The organism is Leptospira saintgironsiae (genome assembly GCF_002811765.1).
Lineage (GTDB): Bacteria > Spirochaetota > Leptospiria > Leptospirales > Leptospiraceae > Leptospira_B > Leptospira_B saintgironsiae.
This window is the reverse complement of sequence record NZ_NPDR01000002.1, coordinates 189,277-207,921: the sequence shown is the minus strand read 5'-3', so window position 1 is coordinate 207,921 and position 18,645 is coordinate 189,277. Positions and strand designations below refer to the sequence as shown.

20 protein-coding genes are annotated in these 18,645 nt (G+C 39.6%); 11 read left to right on the top strand and 9 right to left on the bottom strand.

The genetic code is table 11. The features are described 5' to 3' along the window. Nucleotides 1-2: 2 nt before the first annotated feature. On the bottom strand, nt 3-575 hold the full coding sequence (locus tag CH362_RS05955) for a TetR/AcrR family transcriptional regulator (protein ID WP_100709460.1): 573 nt from the start codon (nt 573-575) through the stop codon (nt 3-5). Between the two features lie 101 nt (nt 576-676). Between CH362_RS05955 and CH362_RS05950 the strand changes: the two genes are divergently transcribed. The 8 genes from CH362_RS05950 to CH362_RS05915 all read left to right on the top strand — a co-directional run bounded on the left by CH362_RS05950 (nt 677) and on the right by CH362_RS05915 (nt 6,857). Continuing rightward, nucleotides 677-1,111 (top strand): tautomerase family protein, encoded by a 435-nt coding sequence (locus CH362_RS05950; protein WP_208859542.1) that lies wholly within the window; start codon nt 677-679, stop codon nt 1,109-1,111. Between the two features lie 45 nt (nt 1,112-1,156). Further along, complete coding sequence (locus CH362_RS05945; RefSeq protein ID WP_100709458.1) at nt 1,157-2,209, top strand: serine/threonine protein kinase; 1,053 nt, start codon at nt 1,157-1,159, stop codon at nt 2,207-2,209. A gap of 108 nt (nt 2,210-2,317) precedes the next feature. Further along, complete coding sequence (locus CH362_RS05940; RefSeq protein WP_100709457.1) at nt 2,318-2,998, top strand: biliverdin-producing heme oxygenase; 681 nt, start codon at nt 2,318-2,320, stop codon at nt 2,996-2,998. Between the two features lie 3 nt (nt 2,999-3,001). Next, entirely contained in the window at nt 3,002-4,252 is a 1,251-nt protein-coding gene (locus CH362_RS05935; protein ID WP_100709456.1) for an MFS transporter, read from the top strand. A gap of 28 nt (nt 4,253-4,280) precedes the next feature. Continuing rightward, nucleotides 4,281-4,886, top strand: coding sequence for a TetR/AcrR family transcriptional regulator (locus tag CH362_RS05930; RefSeq protein ID WP_100709455.1), 606 nt, complete (start codon nt 4,281-4,283; stop codon nt 4,884-4,886). 3 nt (nt 4,887-4,889) lie between these two features. Then, nucleotides 4,890-5,306 (top strand): acyl-CoA thioesterase, encoded by a 417-nt coding sequence (locus CH362_RS05925; protein ID WP_100709454.1) that lies wholly within the window; start codon nt 4,890-4,892, stop codon nt 5,304-5,306. A 105-nt stretch (nt 5,307-5,411) separates the two neighbouring features. Then, the gene (locus tag CH362_RS05920) at nt 5,412-6,623 is read left to right on the top strand and encodes an EAL domain-containing protein (protein ID WP_100709453.1); all 1,212 of its coding nucleotides are present in this window, start codon (nt 5,412-5,414) and stop codon (nt 6,621-6,623) included. 12 nt (nt 6,624-6,635) lie between these two features. Continuing rightward, nucleotides 6,636-6,857, top strand: a complete 222-nt coding sequence (locus CH362_RS05915) for a hypothetical protein (RefSeq protein ID WP_100709452.1) — start codon at nt 6,636-6,638, stop codon at nt 6,855-6,857. On the opposite strand, the gene CH362_RS05910 is transcribed toward CH362_RS05915, so the two are convergent. The 7 genes from CH362_RS05910 to CH362_RS05880 all read right to left on the bottom strand — a co-directional run bounded on the left by CH362_RS05910 (nt 6,854) and on the right by CH362_RS05880 (nt 14,569). Next, nucleotides 6,854-7,786, bottom strand: coding sequence for a DMT family transporter (locus tag CH362_RS05910; protein WP_100709756.1), 933 nt, complete (start codon nt 7,784-7,786; stop codon nt 6,854-6,856). The genes CH362_RS05915 and CH362_RS05910 overlap by 4 nt on opposite strands. A 111-nt stretch (nt 7,787-7,897) precedes the next feature. Beyond that, nucleotides 7,898-8,110, bottom strand: a complete 213-nt coding sequence (locus CH362_RS05905) for a hypothetical protein (protein WP_100707304.1) — start codon at nt 8,108-8,110, stop codon at nt 7,898-7,900. 136 nt (nt 8,111-8,246) lie between these two features. Then, the gene (locus CH362_RS05900; RefSeq protein WP_100709451.1) at nt 8,247-8,939 is read right to left on the bottom strand and encodes a hypothetical protein; all 693 of its coding nucleotides are present in this window, start codon (nt 8,937-8,939) and stop codon (nt 8,247-8,249) included. Between the two features lie 77 nt (nt 8,940-9,016). Then, nucleotides 9,017-9,649 carry a glycerol-3-phosphate 1-O-acyltransferase PlsY gene (gene plsY / locus CH362_RS05895; protein ID WP_208859541.1) on the bottom strand — a complete coding sequence of 211 codons (633 nt, stop codon included), beginning with the start codon at nt 9,647-9,649 and terminating at the stop codon, nt 9,017-9,019. Beyond that, entirely contained in the window at nt 9,646-11,022 is a 1,377-nt protein-coding gene (gene der, locus CH362_RS05890) for a ribosome biogenesis GTPase Der (RefSeq protein ID WP_100709450.1), read from the bottom strand. The genes plsY and der overlap by 4 nt, the downstream gene beginning before the upstream one ends. Further along, nucleotides 11,023-11,505 (bottom strand): SsrA-binding protein, encoded by a 483-nt coding sequence (gene smpB / locus CH362_RS05885; RefSeq protein WP_100709449.1) that lies wholly within the window; start codon nt 11,503-11,505, stop codon nt 11,023-11,025. Nucleotides 11,506-11,539: 34 nt separating this feature from the next. Further along, nucleotides 11,540-14,569 (bottom strand): AAA family ATPase, encoded by a 3,030-nt coding sequence (locus CH362_RS05880; RefSeq protein ID WP_100709448.1) that lies wholly within the window; start codon nt 14,567-14,569, stop codon nt 11,540-11,542. Between the two features lie 254 nt (nt 14,570-14,823). Between CH362_RS05880 and CH362_RS05875 the strand changes: the two genes are divergently transcribed. From CH362_RS05875 to pdxH, 3 genes are read left to right on the top strand one after another with little or no spacing between them, the layout of a single operon-like run. Further along, complete coding sequence (locus tag CH362_RS05875; protein ID WP_100709447.1) at nt 14,824-15,939, top strand: pyridoxal phosphate-dependent aminotransferase; 1,116 nt, start codon at nt 14,824-14,826, stop codon at nt 15,937-15,939. 9 nt (nt 15,940-15,948) lie between these two features. Continuing rightward, nucleotides 15,949-16,794: a prepilin peptidase gene (locus CH362_RS05870; RefSeq protein WP_100709446.1), complete on the top strand. Its 846-nt coding sequence runs from the start codon at nt 15,949-15,951 to the stop codon at nt 16,792-16,794. A 5-nt stretch (nt 16,795-16,799) separates the two neighbouring features. Further along, nucleotides 16,800-17,441, top strand: coding sequence for a pyridoxamine 5'-phosphate oxidase (gene pdxH, locus CH362_RS05865; RefSeq protein ID WP_100709445.1), 642 nt, complete (start codon nt 16,800-16,802; stop codon nt 17,439-17,441). On the opposite strand, the gene CH362_RS05860 is transcribed toward pdxH, so the two are convergent. Next, nucleotides 17,438-18,643 carry a bifunctional 3,4-dihydroxy-2-butanone-4-phosphate synthase/GTP cyclohydrolase II gene (locus CH362_RS05860; protein WP_100709444.1) on the bottom strand — a complete coding sequence of 402 codons (1,206 nt, stop codon included), beginning with the start codon at nt 18,641-18,643 and terminating at the stop codon, nt 17,438-17,440. The genes pdxH and CH362_RS05860 overlap by 4 nt on opposite strands. Nucleotides 18,644-18,645: the final 2 nt, after the last annotated feature.

Genomic DNA, 18,645 nt, shown 5'->3' with positions numbered 1-18,645 from the left:
TATCACGATTGCAAATAGGATTTTAATTCTTTTGCCGTAGTTTTTAAAATTTCTCTGGAAAGTTTCGGATCATTCACCGCTCTCGAAATAGACAAAGCACCTACTAATGTAGATAAAGCTAATACAACTTTCTCCTCGGAACCTTCTTTCTTTTCGATGAGCCCATTCAACAAATCTAGATAAGCTTTCACTTGGCGGGTGTATGCCGATCTTCCATGTTCATTACTTCGGATCGTATCTGCGGAAAGTGAAGTTACTGCGCAACTGCTTGCTAAATTATCCCGATGGCGTTTACTCAAATAAGCATCGACCAAACCTTCTAAAGAAAGTTCCTTTCCTCTTGAAACAGTATCCTGCACATTTCGACTTCCGTCCTGGAGAGCTTTTTCGATAGCTTCCCCTACTAGTTCTTCTCGCGAGGAAAAATGACGATAAAAGCCGCCGTGAGTCAGACCGGCTTCTTTCATAAGTGCGTCCAAACCGATACCGTTGACTCCGAATTCCCGAAAACGGTCAGCTGCGGCTCTCAGGATCTTCTCCCTACTTTCTGATTTATTCGTTTGTGAATGGCCCATTATTCAATACTCCAGTTTTTACAGTTGACACGATTGTCAAAAGACTTTCATCCTTATTCTGGATGACGATTATAATCCAGAATAATTTTAGGAGCCATTTTATGCCAATGATCGACGTTTATGCACCAAATGATCTTTTTCCTGCGGAGAAGGATCGCCAACTCGGGGAAAAACTAACCCGAGCAGTTTTACGTGCGGAAGGAGTAACGGAACCTGGCCCACTTCATTTACAAAATACCGCCGCTTATATCCATAAAATGCAAGCCTCTGCCGTCCAAACAGCAGCAGATGCTCTAGCGAAAACGGTCCGTGTCCAAGTCATCACTCCCCCAGGTGTATTGAATCGAAACGGACAAAAACAACTTGTGAAAGAAATCACTGAGATCGTTACAGAGATCTCTGGAGATCCAAGCCAGGCCTCTCGGACTTGGGTACTTCTAACTGAGGCTGCAGAAGGTGGATGGGGAATTGCAGGAACTGCTTTCGGTAGGGAAGAATTTGCAGCTCTCGCGGCGAAAGCAGCAGTCGCAAAATAATAAAAAATCCTATGATTGCTAGTTTCTATACGGATACTAGCAATCATGGAAATCCCAGGGAAAGAATTCTACAACCGGCTCGATATAGATTCCGTTTTATCAGCAGTAGAAGATGCTGGATTTTCAGTTTCCGGACATTGCCTCGCATTAAACAGTTTAGAAAATAGAGTCTATGATGTTGGCTTAGAAGAAGGTGGAAGACTCGTAGTAAAATTCTACCGCCCTGCACGCTGGACTCTTAATCAAATATTAGAAGAACATTCATTTCTAAAAGAGTTAGAAGAAGGAGAGATCCCTGTAGTTGCTCCTTTACCTTTAGAAAACGGAGTCACTGTCCGAGAAACAAAAGGAATTTATTATACGATCTGGCCTCTCCAAAAAGGAAGATTAGTAGAAGAGTTGGACAAAAACAATTTAGTCCAAACAGGAAGACTACTTGCGAGGATCCACAATATCGGGGCCTCTAAACCGTCAAAACATAGGATAGAATATAATCTCAAAAATTTCGGAGAGGAACCGCTACGTTTCCTAAAGGAGAATGAGTTCCTACCAACTCATCTCTGGAAAAGATACGAAGAAGCTGCCAATCGAATTTTTAGCTCATTCTCCGAAGCATCTAAAGACATGCCATTTCATCGTATTCATGGAGATTGTCATAAAGGAAATTTAATACAAACCGCAGACGGACTTTGTTTTATAGACTTTGATGATTTTGTGACCGGGCCCGCAGTCCAAGATTTTTGGATGCTTCTTCCCTTTGGCGATTCGGCGTCGGAGTATGAAAGAGAGATCTTTTTAGAAGGTTATAGAGAGTTCCGTGAATTTCGCCAATCTTGGTTCGATTTGGTCGAACCGCTGCGAGGCTTACGTTATATTCATTATTCTGCATGGATTGCAAAACGTTGGGAAGATCCGTCTTTCCCGAATGCATTTCCTCATTTCGGAACCGAAGAATATTGGGAAAAAGAGACCCAGGACCTGGAACGACTTGGTTCGGATCTTCCTGTATCTTCTGAGCCAGATGCTAGGAACTCCATTGCAAAAACGGAAGAGTCAGAACTAACGAATAAGGACTTTTTCTGGGATATGGAGGATTAAATTCCAAGCTCCTTTCTTGATACAAATCCCTCTTCTTTTTCTCATTTTTGAGATTGACTCTCAAACCTAAAATTGAACATTTGTCACAGTATTGTCAGGAGAAACCCCATGAGCCTAGCCCAAGCATTAAGAGACGGAACCTCCGAATCTCATACCATTGCGGAAAACAACGCATTCATTCGCTGCTTTATGAAAGGAGTATTAGAGCCAAAAAGTTACGCTAAACATTTGGAATCTTTTTATTTCGTTTATGCAGCGATGGAAGAAGAGTTGGAAAATAAAAAAGACCATCCAATCGTAGGAAAGATCAGATTCCCGGAATTATATAGAAAAGGGATGATCGAAAAAGACCTGGCACATTTTTTCCAACCGGGACATTCTCCAAAAATTACTCCAGCTACAGAAGCTTACGTAAAACATATTAGAGAAACTGCAAATACTTCTCCGGAATTATTAGTAGCCCATAGTTATGTTCGTTATTTAGGAGATCTTTCTGGCGGACAGATTTTAAAAAGAGTAGCCGCTAAAGCTTTAGGAATAGAAGGAACATCAGGTCTGGATTTTTACGAGTTTCCTGAGATCTCCAGCCCGAAAGATTTTAAAGATAAATATAGAACTGCTTTAGACTCCCTTTCTCTCTCCGATTCCGAAAAAGAAAAAATAGTACAAGAAGCTAACGAAGTTTTTAAATTGAACGGAAAAATTTTCGACGAGTTGGAAGAAACATTGATCTCTTCTATAGGCAAAGCCAAATTCGATGAAGTTTTAGCGAGTCCTGCGAGGCACTGATCTTTGTTAAAAGTATCTGCCAAAAAAGGATCCTCCTCCTTGGGGGCGGATTCTTTTCCCTGGATTACATTATCCTTCATCTTTTTAGCAATGCTACCGGTTACGATGATCGTGCCGGTATATAAAGAGATCATAAAAGATAGATTGGGTGGAACCGGATACGGAGTAGCCTGGTTCCAGAGTTCCGCGATGCTTGGTTCTTTTTTATTCTCACCGTTAGCTGGATGGCTATCGGATAAATTAGGAACCAGAAAAAAATTAATCGGAACTTTTGCTATATTGGACGCGTTTTTGCTAGCCCTTCTCCCATTTATGCCAAATATCTCTTCTCTTTTTGTTTTGAGATTTTTGGAAGGAGGGGCGCATATTTTTGTGATAGGTCTACTTCTCACCTGTATTTCAGATAAAGAGAAGGACCAAACATCTAGTTTTTATAATAAAGGAATTTTATTCGGATTAGGCGGAACACTTCTTACATTAGGAGGCGGTGTTGGTCAATCTCTTGGATTTTTAGGGAATAAAAACCCACTTCTTCCATTTTTTGTAGGAGGATTCATTCTTCTGTTTTTGGGGATTTTGGCTTTTTTCTTTTTAGAAGAAGGTAATCTCAAAAAATTAGAATGGGAAGGCTGGCAAAAAACAAAAACGGCCTTGGCACTTTCTCCATTATTACTCGTCCCTATTGCTTTCCATTTTGTGGATCGTTTCACTGTAGGTTATTTTTTAAGTTCTTTAAATTTACATTTAAGAGAAGATCTAGGATTTTCCCCAGGACAAGTAGGTGGACTTTTCGGAGTCATGTTCCTACTCATGAGTGTATTATCTCTTCCTGCTGCGCTACTTTCCAGAAGATGGAATTCCATCTCTTTAGTTTGGATCGGTTCTTTCATTTATGGGATCGCACAGGCAAGCACTGGATTTTTGAATACTTCTTCAGGACTATACCTGTCCATGATCGCATGCGGAATTGGTGCTGGGATCATGTATGTGCCTGCGATGAGACTTGCTTCTTCACTTGCGCCCAGCGGTTTTAATGCAAGCGTAATGACTGTGTTTACAGGACTCGGTTCCTTGGGATTTCTCCTAGGGCCATTAGTCTCAATCTCCGCCCAAGAAACTTTCAGTAATATATATGATAGGGCCTCCGGCCTCGAATTTACAGGAATTCTATATGGTGCCTTGGAAGTTTTACTGGTTTTAGTTACCCTTCCCCTATTATCTAAAATTTTAGAAAAAGAAAAAAGACTTGATTAATGCGACCAATCGGTCGTATTAATTTTGTATGAGAATTAGTGCAGAATCTGCAAAGGAGAAGAGGCATACTCTTATCCTAAAAGGGATTGATCGTTTTCGTAAATTCGGATATTCAGCAACAGGTATCCAAGAAATCGCAGACGAGGCCGAAATCCCCAAGGCTTCCTTTTATAATTATTTTCCCACTAAACAGGACTTTGCGTCAGAGGTTTTAGAATACTATTCTGAAAATGCAATCTTATGGAATGAAAAGATCCTTCAAAAAACAAAAGAAGATCCGATATCTTCTCTTTTGAATTTATATAAAGAAAGGATCAAACTGGAGAAAAAAAACCTAAAAGAAGGTGTCTCCTGCTTAGTCAATGTATTCGGCCAGGAGCTAGGCCATTCTGAAACTTCTCTACAAAAACCTCTCAAAAACTATTTCGATTCCGCCTTGGACCAACTGGCAGTTGTCAGCCAGAAAGCGAGATCGTTCAAAAAATTGAATATTTCCGGCACTGATAGAGAATTCGCTCTGTTTCTGGAATCCTCATGGAGAGGAGCCCTTCTTGTAGGTAGAGCAAGCGGTTCATTGGGACCAACAGAAAACTTTTACAAATTTCTAATACACATTTTGGACCATAAGGAATAAAAAATGGAAACTGCAGAAACACAAAAAATCAGAGAAGGCCATAAACATTCTTTAAATGTAAGATGGGACGAGTTGGACGCAAACAGACATGTAAATAATAAGAACTACCAAGGTTATTTGGATGAGGCCAGAATGAGAGCCATGAGAGAATGGGGTGCTCCAATGGAAGAATTCGCAGACAAAGGTTTTGGTCCGGTGATCTTAAATTTAAATCTGAAATTTATAAAAGAGATCTCTTATCCAGAAGAGATCACAATCGAGTCTGATCTGGTTTTGACTTCTCCTACAAGAGCGGTCTTCGAGCAAAAAATACTTTTGTCGAATGGTAAGGTCGCCTGCCAAGCGAGCACAGAATGGGCCTTATTAGATCTGAATCGCAAACGTCCTGCGAAGTTTTTAGAGGTTCTTCCTACGGTTTAAATTATATTAAACTAAATTAATAATATTAACGTATTTGGATTCAAAACTCATTCGATTCTGGATTTAAGTTTGCTATAACGATAACAATATCCAAGATAACGAACAATGATCCTCCAGGAACAAGAAACGGAAATTATACCATTCTTCCAACCGATCTTGTCTGTTGAAGATGGGCAAATTTTCGCTCATGAGGTTTTGGCACGTAAGAAAACTGGAGACGATATTGTTTCTGCAGGTTATTTATTCTCCGCTGAGGCAGGGCTATCCGATTCTGAACTGGGAGAATTAGAAGAAGGCCTCTGGACGAAAGCATTAGAAAAACTTAAAGTACATCCGGACCAATCTAAATTATTCCTGAATATTTCTCCCAATCGTCTTTATAGAGAATTGGAAAATGAAAGGATTGATTCCTTTCGATTATTACGGTTAGCCAGAGAATATGGAATAGAACCGAATCGTATCATCTTAGAAGTTACTGAAGAAGAATTTTCTGGAAGCCTGGACTCATTAAGGATCGCAGTGGACCTTCTCCGCGCTTACGGATTCAAGATCGCTCTGGACGATTTAGGATCGGAGGCTTCTGGTATAGAAAGAGTGGGACTTCTCCGCCCGGACTTTTTAAAATTAGATCTTAGATTAATAAGAGCATCTTCTCGTTCTCCTTCTGTCAGAAAAGTATTAGAACATATACGTGACTTGGCGTTCTCCTTAGGAGCTTCTGTTCTATATGAGGGCTTAGAAACCCAGGAAGAATTGTATTTTGCATTGGAAGGAGGAGCAAGATTCCTACAGGGATTTTTACTTTTGAGACCGGGAGCAGAACTTTCTACGGGCAAGGAACCTTCTTTATCTATCAAAGAAATGGTGAAATTTTTTCATCAGAAAAAAATGGAAGCACTTCGTCAGGAATTGAATTTTGAGAATAAGATCCGGCTGACTTTAGGGGAATTTCTAAGTCCTTTTCCTATATTAAAAATAGCTAATAGATATTTGATCGATGCTTATACAGTTTTTCAATCTTCTAAAGAGATCCATAGGGTATATATTACTGATTCTAAGGGAACTCAATTGTCTCCTTATTATATGAGAACAGGAGAAGATTCTTTTAGAGAAACAAGCCACGGGATCGGTAAAAACTGGTCTTACCTCCCCTATTTTTACAGACAGCTTAGAGATTCTATGAGAAAGCCAGATGATTGGGGAATGAGTGAGCGTTACTTTGATAGCGACGCGGTGAAAGATCTGATTGTTTTTAGCAGAGAAGTAGAATCGGGTGCCTATGTATTTTTGGACGTGACCGCTCCTCGCCTATACTAAAAAACGGTTTCAATGAGTAGCGTTGAAAATCAAATCCTGCAAGATATTTATAGGGCGTCCTCCGAAGGAGGATTTCTTACAATGAGGGATTTAGAATTGAATACTTCTCTTACCGAATGGAATTTAAGGCCTCATTTAGAAGATCTAAAAGAAGCCAGTCTAATCGTGGAGCACCCGGAAGGTTTCCAGGTAGCTCCTAAGGGTAAACATTTTTATAAAAGTAATTGGGGTTAATTCGGAACTTCTAGCTCTTCTTCCGTTGCAGAAACTTCTTCTTTTTTACCTTGCGTTCTATTTAATATAATCACTGAAGAAATAGCAAATAATCCGCCAAGTAATGTGCTTAATTTAGGCTCTTCTCCCAAAAAGATCCAACTTCCGAAGAGGGCCGTGACTGGAACTAAGAATATAAACGAACTCGCCGTCCTGGATCCCAATCTACTGGATGCATAAAAATACACTGTAGTCCCGAAAGTTGTAGATATTACGGAAAGATAAAGTAACTGAACCCAGAAATTCCAATCATTATCCATCACTCCGCCTAGATCATATGGAAATGCAAGAAATAGATCCAGAACTGTTCCAATGCTGAATACATAAAAGCTATAAACCATAGGAGACATTCTTTGTCCCGTGCTATGGCTATTCATACTTAAAATCGCCCAACTAAATGCGCAAAGTAAAAAGTAAACGTTTCCTGATTGGAATAGTAACGTCCAATCTCCTTCCCAAATTTTTAAGAGTAAGAATCCGCCGGTTAATCCTATGAATAAACCTATGAATTCTTTCCCGGAAGGAAGTTTTCTTTGGAATGTGTGGACCAAAATATACGTAAAGATCGGATTCATTGTGGTAACGAGTACTCCACCTGCTCCGGCCAAACCTTGGCTAAGTCCTAATAAGAAGAATTGATTGTATATCGTGTATAATACTGCGCCTATTACAACCTGTAGTAATCCTTTTTTATCAGGTAAGGCGATTGATTCTTTTCTGATGATCAGAACTGGAACTAAAGAAAGCGCCGTTGCTAAGAACCTCCAGAATACGATTACGATCGGAGGTTCCGTGCCCACGATTGATTTTGCCGAAGGCCAGGCGAATCCCCAACTCACCATGGCGATCACGAGTAGGATAAAGAATTTTATAGATTGATTTTGGAACATCCCTAGTTCTGCCTCATTACCAGTTTTTTTGTTCACCTCTTGAAGAGGAGTATAATAAAAAACCCGGCCTTGGGCCGGGTTTTCCTCTCGATTTAGTCTGTATCTGAAAGATCATGCATTTAGATCGATTAGATAACCCCTGCGTGTCATTTGATCGTCGGTATTTACGCCTACCTTGGCGAGACTCTTCGGCGCTGTAACAACTGTGTCCATATTGCTAAGCGGGTGAAGACGATCCGGCATATTACGGATAGTGAATTCGGATTGGGAGAATTGTTGGGCCGCTCGGTTATTACTTCCGGCTGCATTGATTTCTTGTAACATAACTGCGAATCCTATTTTTACAAAATTTAGACTATTCGGGAAGTTTTGTAAAGAAAGAAATTTCGAGGAAAAAAGGCAAGTTTTGCACCGTTTGTAGGAACTCCAACAAGCGAATCAGAGTAGGTTGCAGGGGCTCTTACAATGCCTCTCCTTCTCCTTCCCAACGAGTATAAACCATCTCTTCTTCCTCTTCTGGAATGGAAGAACCTGCTTCATCCTCGAGTAAGGTAAACCCTCTTGGTTCACCTATGAATTCTGGAAAATATTCGAAGAATAATTTGCCTGCGATAATTCTTTTAGCGGCCGGATAATTTTGTTTAAATGTATCTGAAAAATCCAATTCAGGCAATTGATGGAATTGGATCCTGTCTTCGAAATTGATAAAGTCTTGTTTGGAAAATCCAATATTTCTAGAAACGATTTCGTCTTTGAGTAAGATCCAATCCAATTTAAATCTCATTCGATAACCTTGGAATGCAGAGGATCTTTGGATCAGATTTACAACTCTCATCAATGGATATTCCATATTATAATAAGGTGTAAGATAGATCATCAGGTATCTTTGCGAAAAACCAAGTGGTTCCCAAACATTTTCAGGAGAAATATTATTATCTCCGTCAAATCTTAACTCTTCGAGCATGGAATGAAGAGCAGGAGCATTTTTCTTTTCAGTATAAAATTCCTGGATGGCGATCTCGCCAAATTCTCCGTAATAGAGCCATTTGTATAGATCTTGGATCTCCGCCAAAGGATGAGCTTGCAAGAATCGATTTAGACTATCGATCTTCTCTTCTCTGGTACGGTTTTCGTCTATCTCCTTGTGAATCATACCTTAAGGAAGATTTCTAAATCCGATCCCTTCCAAATTCAAGCCTAAAACTGAGCTTGGGAAATTTTAGAAAAACTTTATTCTTGGTCTTTATACTTCTCTTTATCAGAAGCAAACTCTTGGCCTTTGATCAATCGGATCAGATTGGTTCTATGTAAAACCAAGATTGTAGAACTGATACATATTATGGCCCAAAAGATAGGTGTATTAAAACTTTTTCCTTCTATTAAAGAAAGCAGATAATACGAAATGGGTAGAGTGATTGCTCCTCCGATAGAACCGATGGACACAAATCCATAGATCTTTTTCAAACTTAAGAATACAATCAATGTGATTAGTATTGGTCCTGGAGCAAGCACTGCAAATACTCCGAAGCTAGTCGCCACTCCCTTCCCCCCTTTAAACTTTAAGAAGGGAGAAAACATATGACCAAGGACAGCAACAACTCCGCAAAAAAGAGAAAGTAACTCTTGGGATTCTCCGTAGATCAATCGGATGGTGAGTGGAAAAACTGCTCCCTTAACTATATCTAAAAGTAAAACTGGAAGTCCAATCTTCCAACCAAGCATACGGGTTACATTTGTGGCACCGATATTCCCGCTTCCTTTTTTCCTGATATCTATGCCTTTATATTTAGCGGCCAAAAATCCAAAAGGAATAGAGCCTAAAAGAAAAGATGCCGGTAAAAAATATGAATACAGTTCGTTCATTTTCTATCAGATCTCAATTCTAAACGGATCGGTATCCCTTTCAAATTATATTTCTCAGTTAACTTCTTCTTAATGAATGCCAATAAATTGGATTTAAAATAATCTATATGGTTTACGAATAAGATAAGATGAAATGGAGAAACAGAAACTTGAGTACAATACAACATCTTAGGAGGTTTGTTTGCGGAGAAGGACCTACCTGCTTCCGCCATCCAAGCTCTAAGCGATTGGTTCAATTCAGAAGTGGAGATTTTTTTCTTAGAACGAGCCGCTAGATCAATGGTCATCTCCATCATCTTATGAATTCTTTGTTTTTCCTTAGCGCTTAGAGTGATAATTTGTATCTCTCTTAAGAGAGGAAATCTGGAGTATAAACGTTCTTGGTAGTTTTTAAAGGAATCATTATCCTTATCTTCTATTGCATCCCATTTATTTACAGCGAGTAAGAATGGTTTTCCTTCTTCTTGGAGCATTCCTACGATCTTTTTATCGAATTCTCCAAATCCTTTGAGCGCATCTAAAAGATGAATGACCACATCCGAATTTTCGATGGTTCTTTTTGTTCTTTGGTAAGAGTAAAATTCCAAGGCTTCTGCCTTATCAGATTTTCTACGGATACCTGCAGTGTCTGTGATACGGATCTTTTTACCGTCAAATGTAACGGTGGTATCCACAGAGTCTCTAGTTGTTCCTGCAACTTCGCTCACAACTGCTCTATCATATCCACAAAGTGCATTTAATAAACTGGATTTTCCAGCGTTTGGTTTACCTACGATTGCAAGACTGAAATCTTCCGTAGAAGTAGAAGGTGTTTCTCCTTCTTCCGTGGTTTGGTTTTTTCTTTTCGCAGTTGGAAGTAAGAATGCAATTTTTTCCAAAAGAAGAGGCAGGTTCCTTCTTCCTATGGCAGAAATTGGTAGGATCTCAGACAAACCCATCTTATAAAAAGAATCTAGATCTTCTTCGTCTTCCGGATGATCCACTTTGTTTACGCAGTACAATACTGGTATCTGATTTAGTTCCGGATCTTTTCTGAATTTATCAATGAGTCTGGAATCATAAGAAGTAACTTCATGTAGATCTAAAAGAAAAACTACAAGGTCTGATTCAGCAACTTGTCTGAAAGCATTTTCGAGAACTGCTTCTTCTAAACTTTCTGGTCTTTCTATATCCAGACCCGGAGTATCGGCGAGAATAAAATCAAGCCCCCTCTCCGGATTTAAAACACGAGCACGAAGAACATCACGCGTCACACCAGGATAATCTTCGGTGATCGCTAATTTCTTTTTAAGAAGTGCGTTGAATAATGTGGACTTGCCAACGTTCTGGCGTCCTACAATGCTAATAATTGGAACTCTTTTTTTAGAGGACATTTAGGAGTAATTCTTGGTCTTCATCGCTCTCGCGATTTCCAGTTTTGCGTCGCTTTTTTTCATATCTTCCCGTTTATCGTAGAGTTTTTTAGGTTTTCCTAATGCTAACTCCACTTTCGCCCAACGGTTGTCTTTAAAATATACTTTAGTAGCGACGAGCACCAATCCCTTTTCTTTGATCTGTTTATCTAGTTTATCTATCTCTTTTCTATTCAATAGAAGTTTACGTGGGCGAATATCAGGATGGTTTGTATATCCTCCGTTCTTGTACGGAGTAATGGAAAAACTATCCAGGTAAACTTCTCCATTCTTAATCTTAGCAAATGCATCAGTCAGGTTTGCTTTTTTTTCTCTGAGACTTTTAACTTCGGATCCAGACAAAACGATGCCTGCTTCGATGAATGAGATCAATTCGAAGTTAAACTTGGCTTTTTTATTTACCAGAGGTTGAGGGCTATTGTCTTTTTCCTTCTTCGTTGCCATAGTTCCCAGGCGCGGGATTAACCCGCGCTTACCGTTATCGGGAAGAATGGTGAGTGAGGATCAATCTTCCCAGTTCTGCTCCGATTAAATTCGGCATATTATAAAAGTTTTCAGAAGTGATTTGGATAGAATCCGGAAATAAATGCTCCGCAATATATCTGCGTCCGAGTCCCACACCCAAAAACACGTAATTTTTATTCGAATGTTTAAGGATCTCTGCCTTTAGACGTTTATTGTCTCGGGATTGGATCTCGTGTTCGATCTCCGTTTTACCCCTTTGTCCCCTAAAGTCCGAAATCATAACCAGTATTTTCGTCTGGGCCTCCGGGGAAAAGTAGGATTCTATCTGTTCTAAGAGCTGGTATTCTTCGATTGAATCCCCTTGCCAGTCGGATCGGATAGAATCAAACATCTCTTCTTCCTTCTTAGAATCGAAGTATTCGTCCATTCGTTTCACTTGGACTAGATCGATCCTGTCTTTTCGGTTCATTCTATCCGAATAAGCTGTTACGGAGAAGTTTACATCATGTTCATCCAAGATATGAGCGCTGGAGAGCATAGCGGATAATGTAGCGACTGAATATTCGAAGTTGAAGATCCTACGGGACTTGGAAACCAGAAAGGCAACTTCTACACCTTTTAGTTTTTCCTCGTCCTTATCGATTGTAGTCTTATCGAATACTTTAGAGTCCCCTTTTCCGGAGAGAAAGGATATATATTTTCGAGTGTCAATGCGAGAACCTTCGCTTCTATACATCCGGTTGATATCTATCTCCGGATCAAAAAGTCTTTCAAGATTCAGTTCTACCTCTTCCAAACTGCGTCCGAATACTTCCTTAAATTCTTTGATGCTTGTTTGGATTGTGTATTCCCAAAGTATTCTACGTTTTGCTAAGAATGCTTTGTATAATTCTTCAGTGCGATAACCCCAGGCTCCACCTCCGCCTGCAGGTTCACCTTGGCCCATGTTTCCTCTGGTCTCTTGTCCGTACCAGGCATCAGGTCCTTCTTTTCTTTGGCCACCTGTTTCAGGAGTATTGATCTCCAGGCCTTCCCTTAATTCTCTTCCCGAGTTTTTGAGTTCCGCTTTTCCAGTAAGAGGTTCTCTCTTATGAAGTTCTGGATCCCACCAACGTTTCTTTTCTATTTCGGTAGAAGGGGTCAGAGTTTTTTTTTTCTTATCCTCCAAAGTTTGGAAGAAGTCCGATACAATCTCGATTCCTGATAAGGAGAATTCTAAAATTCTCTCCAACTCTTTTCTCTCTCCAGGATCTGAAACTTGGTTAGAGTAAGCGATCTTTCCGCCTCTAAGTGCAATTTCACGTAGTCCCTCTTTTCCGAGAGACTCATCTGCATAACGAAGAATATGATCCTTCCATTGTAGAAGATTAGAAAGTCCGAATGTATAAGGCATCAAATTTGCAGAACCAATGGTTCTCTTTTTGGCAAGATCCTTAATCTTGGTATGAAACTCCGCCATTTTAGAGACAAGATCTCCTTCCGGCAGATAGAAGTTTAAGATTTCTTTAAGTGTTGCAATATCTTCCAGCTCAGGGAATAGAACAGAAGTAAATCTGTTACGGAATGCTCTGGAAATAGTAGGAGTAGACTTAGTCTTTCTGAATAATTTAAGTGCAAAGATACGAGAATCTTCCTTTAAAGAAAGAGGTTTATCTTCGGAACTTTCAGGAGGAAGAACAAGCGCTCTTGCATCATCCGTAAGCATATTCAATTTTTCTACTAATTCTGCACCCGCAGCTTCCAGGTTTGTGATCAGGATATTTCCACCTTCTCTAATCCCTTTAGTAAGAGGACCATCAACCCAACCTACTTGAGATCCTGCGATCGGCTTTAATGCACCAATAATATCTGCAGTATGGATGCCTTTACAAAGATGAACCGCTTCCAAAGGAACCCCGCTGATCTCAGTAAATAAAGGTAGAATGAGCTGAGGATCTTGCTCTTCAGAATATTCTATCAGAACGTTTTCTTTAAATTGAACTGCAGAGTAAACCTTCTCCGCAAACTCTCTTAGTTTTAAAGGCATTGGAACAGAAGATAGAATTTCTTTTGCAGTATTTTCGTTGGTAATATGGATTTCCTTATCGTTACAGAATAAAGATCCCTTATGCACTTCGAATTTAGGCTCAGGAAGATTCGGCTTGGATTTTAATCCAGTTTCTTTGAGTAGAAGTTCAATTTGAGAATTGCGATCATCTTCCTTGCGGAATGGTTCTACGTAAAAATTCCAGAGTTCTCTGAATCTAAGCTCAGGTTGATCTGCTTTTAAAGCCAGGATACGATTACAAAGTTTTTTAAGATTTCGGATATTGAAGTGATATTTTTCTAAATCACCTTTTCCTAAACTACCTGAAACTACTTTTGTCTCGGTCTCTAAAGAAATACGGATACATGATTTGAGAATATCAGTGTCCATATTCGGATATAATTTTCCTAAGATGAACAAGATCTCGTCAGGAGTATGAGGATCTATAAATACTGTAGAATAATATCTTGTGATATCGAAAGGAAGTGGTTTACGTCCTTCAAATCCTTCGGAAGGGTTCTGGGTTCCTATAAAATTAAAACCTTCTGCACCATGGATACGAGTTCCATCACCTTCGATCAGCTCTAGATAATTGGATTCATAGACTGTAGAAAAACGTTTGATGATATGAGGTGGACAAAGGTTCATTTCATCCGCCACAAAACTTGCACCACTTCTAACTGCAGAAGTTAATGGCCCATCTCCCCAAGCGAAACCTTTTCCATCCAAGAGTAAACGATAAGAACCGATCAGATCTTCTGGAAGAGTATCTTCGTTAAAACTAAATCTTGCAGTTGGATGATTTCTTTTGAAATTAATATAATAGATAAGTGCGTTTTTACCTACCCCAGCATCTCCAACAAGAAGTACAGGGCGAGATTCCAGAAGAGGATACAGAATATTTTGCAAATTCCTAATCGTGGAATCTGTTTCCACCAGATCGGAACCTAAAGAGCCGGAGTTATTTCCTAATTTAGACTTAGGTACTTTGATGCCGGCGATTGAAATTGTATCCATGTCCCCAAGATCCGGAAAGTGGAATTCCGAGGCAATCTCATTTCAGTATTTCTGAGAACGATTGGTTGGGAACTCCAACTGATCTTTGGAGACACTAACGAATTTCGCACAGAGAACACGGAGAACACAGAGGGTATGTTGTAGGAATTCCAACATCGCAACTCTTTGCGACTTCGCGACTCTGCGTGAAAAAAACATTAGGCAGATGTAATTTCCGTTTGTTCGTCAAACGGCTTTCACATTAGCGTATTTATATGAGCCAGAGTACCCTTGATTATGTACTAGCGCAAAGAATCCAAGGTTTGGATTCCTCAGCCATCCGAAAAGCATTCGAACTTGCCGGGACATTAAAAGACCCGATCAATCTTTCCATTGGACAACCTCATTTTCCTTGTCCTCCTAATATTGTAGAAGCTGGAGTCAAAGCCTTACGTGACGGAAAAACTGCTTATACTTTAACCGCAGGAATTCCAGAACTAAAAGAAGCTCTTTCTCAAAAATACAAACAGGAAAACGGGATCGATTACGCAAGCCCAGATCGCCTTTTAGTTACTTCAGGTATCAGCTCCGCGTTTTTATTACTTTTCAATTCTCTTTTAAACGAAGGAGATGAGTGTCTTGTAGTAACTCCTCACTTCTTAATGTATCCTGCTTATATCAAAATTTACGGCGGGAAGATGAATACGATCTCTGAAGATTTCCAACCTGAAGATCTGAATGTATTCAAGGATAAGAAGTTAAAGATCATTATCTTCTCCACTCCTTCTAACCCTACCGGAACTGTTTTAACTAAAAAACAATTAACTGCACTTGCTGAACTTGCAGAAAAAACGGGAGCTTATCTGATCTCAGACGAGATTTATGAAAAGTTCGATTATGATAAGTCTTTCTTATCTGTTGGATCTTTTTATGAAAGAGCAATCACTCTTTCCGGATTTTCTAAAACATATAGTATGACTGGACTTAGACTTGCATCCATAGTCGCTCCTGCTCCTATTATAAAAACATTAACAACTTTGCAGCAATATACTTTGGTTTGTGCACCTTCTGTAACCCAATGGATGGGAATAGAAGCTCTCAAAACTGAGATGCAACCTTATATAGATGATTATAAGGAAAAAAGGGATTATGTTTACGAAAATTTAAAGGATCATTACCAGCTGAAAAAAAGCGGGGGTGCATTCTACTTCTTCTTAAAAATAAAGGAGAAGGACGATGATTTTGTTGTAAGAGCTGTAAAAGAAAAAGGCCTGATCTTAGTTCCTGGTTATATATTCGTAGATTCCAAAGAATATATTCGTATCAGTTTCGCTTCCGAATGGGAGAATCTGAAACGAGGCATAACTGCACTAAAAGAACTGGCTTCTTAAGAGAAAATTTTGGCGGAGTACTATTCCGAATTCCCATATTTAATCTTTTTCATATGGATTGGAGGCGTTTTAGTCTCCTTCTCCATGGGAAGTTTTTATTCTACCTTAGCTTATAGGATCCTTAGATTCTATTATGGAAAAGAAAGAAAGATTGGTTCTAAACTTTTCAGACTTAAGAAAATCCTAATAGAACCTTCTGCCTGCGAATCCTGTGGAACACAGATCAAAGGTGCTGCAATCATTCCAGTATTCGGATATTGGATCTCTAAAAAAGAATGCAGCAGTTGCAAAACTCCAATCAATCCCTTATATTCTTTATGCGAGGCAATATTCGGATTATTGTTTGTAGCCTCCTTTCTTCTTTCCGGAAAATTATTGGGTAGTTTTGCATTTGTAGCTTTATGCGGACATCTATTAGTCGCGGCAAGCACAGACTTCAAAAAGTTTTCTTTGGATTATGAAAATTTGCCGTTTATCGTTCTGTTTGGAGCATTAGCAAATTATCTATTATTCGATTCTGTTCCGGGCAAAGCAGAATTGATCTTGTACGTTTCCTTCTCCGCCGTATTCTTCTTAATATATTTTATATTTCCAGCGAGTATGGGATTTGCGGATGCGATATTTGCTCCGGCATTTGCATTTTTGAGCATGCATCCTTGGTGGATCTTCTTCTTAAATTCTTCCTATGGGATCGCGATCATTATCACTGTCCTGAAAAGAAAAAAAGGCGAAAGTCTCAGACAAGTTCCGATCCCGATGGGAGTGTATTTTTCGATCGGCCTAGTATTGACATTTCTGGGTAGAATGCTTTCAAATTCAGGTTTACTTCCCAACTGGGCAGATCTCATTCTATAAGAAATATGGAAAATAAGATCTCTGATATCCGTAACGAATACAGTAAAGCTTCTCTGGACGAAAAAGATATCGGAGATTCTCCCATCGATTTTTTCAAAACTTGGTTCGACCAAGCTGTCCATTCAGAAGTAAGAGAACCAACTGCTATGACATTGGCAACTGTTCGAAAAGATGGAATGCCTGATGCAAGGATCGTTTTACTAAAAGGGATCGAAAAAGAAGGATTCCAATTTTATACAAATTACCAAAGCGCCAAGGGAAAAGAATTAGAATCGAATCCAAATGCTTGTTTGGTATTTTTTTGGGCAGAATTAGAAAGACAGGTCCGTATCAGAGGAAAGATCTCTAAAGTTTCCAGAGAAAATTCAGAAAACTATTTTCATTCCAGACCATTTGCGAGCCAAATAGGAGCACTCGCTTCTTCTCAGAGTGACCCTGTTAATGATAGATCTATTTTAGATAAACATTATGAAGAGCTCAAACTAAAGTATGAAGGCAAAACTGTTCCTTTACCAGAAAACTGGGGAGGATATATATTAGAAGCTTCTGAAATAGAATTTTGGCAGGGACGAAGAAGCCGCTTACATGATCGGATCTTATTCCAAAAAGAAAGCGGCTCTTGGGCAAAAATCAGACTACAACCTTAGTTCAGTCCGAGTAAATGCCCCATTCTCATTTTTTTCGTGAATAGATAGTGGTGATTATTTCCTGTAGGTTTAATCTCTATAGGAATTCGATCCGTAACTTCCAGACCATAACCTTCCAAACCAACAATCTTACGAGGATTATTAGTAAGAAGTTTCATCTTACCAACTCCAATTTCTTTTAGGATCTGAGCGCCCACTCCATATTCACGGAGGTCAGGAGCAAATCCTAATTTCTCGTTAGCTTCTACAGTATCCAAACCTTGGTCCTGCATATTATAAGCTTTGAGTTTGTTAATAAGACCGATCCCTCTACCTTCTTGTCTCATATAGAGAAGAATTCCCTTCCCTTCCTGAGCGATCATAGAAAGTGCAGAATGGAGTTGAGGTCCACAATCACAACGTCCGCTTCCGAAAATATCCCCGGTAAAACACTCGGAATGTACGCGGACCATTATAGGTTCGTTCTTATCAATTTTACCTTTTACTAATGCAACATGGACCTTATCGTCTATGATGGTAGAATAAGCTCTGACAGAAAAATCTCCATATTCAGTAGGAAGAGTTGTCTCCACTTCCAAATGAATTAGATTTTCTTTTTTCCTTCTGTAACGGATCAGATCTTCGATTGTGTAAATATTCAGTCCGTGCTTTTCGGCGAATTTTTCCAAATCAGGAAGACGGGACATTGTTCCATCATCATTCATAATCTCGCAGATCACAGCCGCAGGATAAAGTCCCGCAAGTTTTGAAAGATCTACAGATGCCTCGGTGTGGCCCGCTCTTCTGAGCACTCCTCCCGAAACCGCTTGTAAAGGAAATAAATGGCCAGGTTTCATCAAGTCGCCTGGAGTGGTTTTAGGATCTATAAGTACTTGGATTGTAGTCGCTCTATCCTGGGCAGAAATCCCAGTAGTAGTTCCATTCTTTGCATCTACGGAAACTGTGAATGCTGTCCCGTGTTTGTCGCCCAAACTCAGGTCGTCCACCATTCTGTTCAGACCGAGTTGTCTGAGTCTGTCTCCCTCCATAGGAAAACAAATTAAGCCCCTTCCGTAGGTGGCCATAAAATTCACCTTTTCTTTATCAGTGAATTCGGCGGCGCAAACCAGATCCCCCTCGTTTTCCCGATCTTCGGAATCCACGAGAATGATCATCTTCCCCGCTTTTATATCTTCGATTGCCTGTTCAATGGAGCCGATCATGA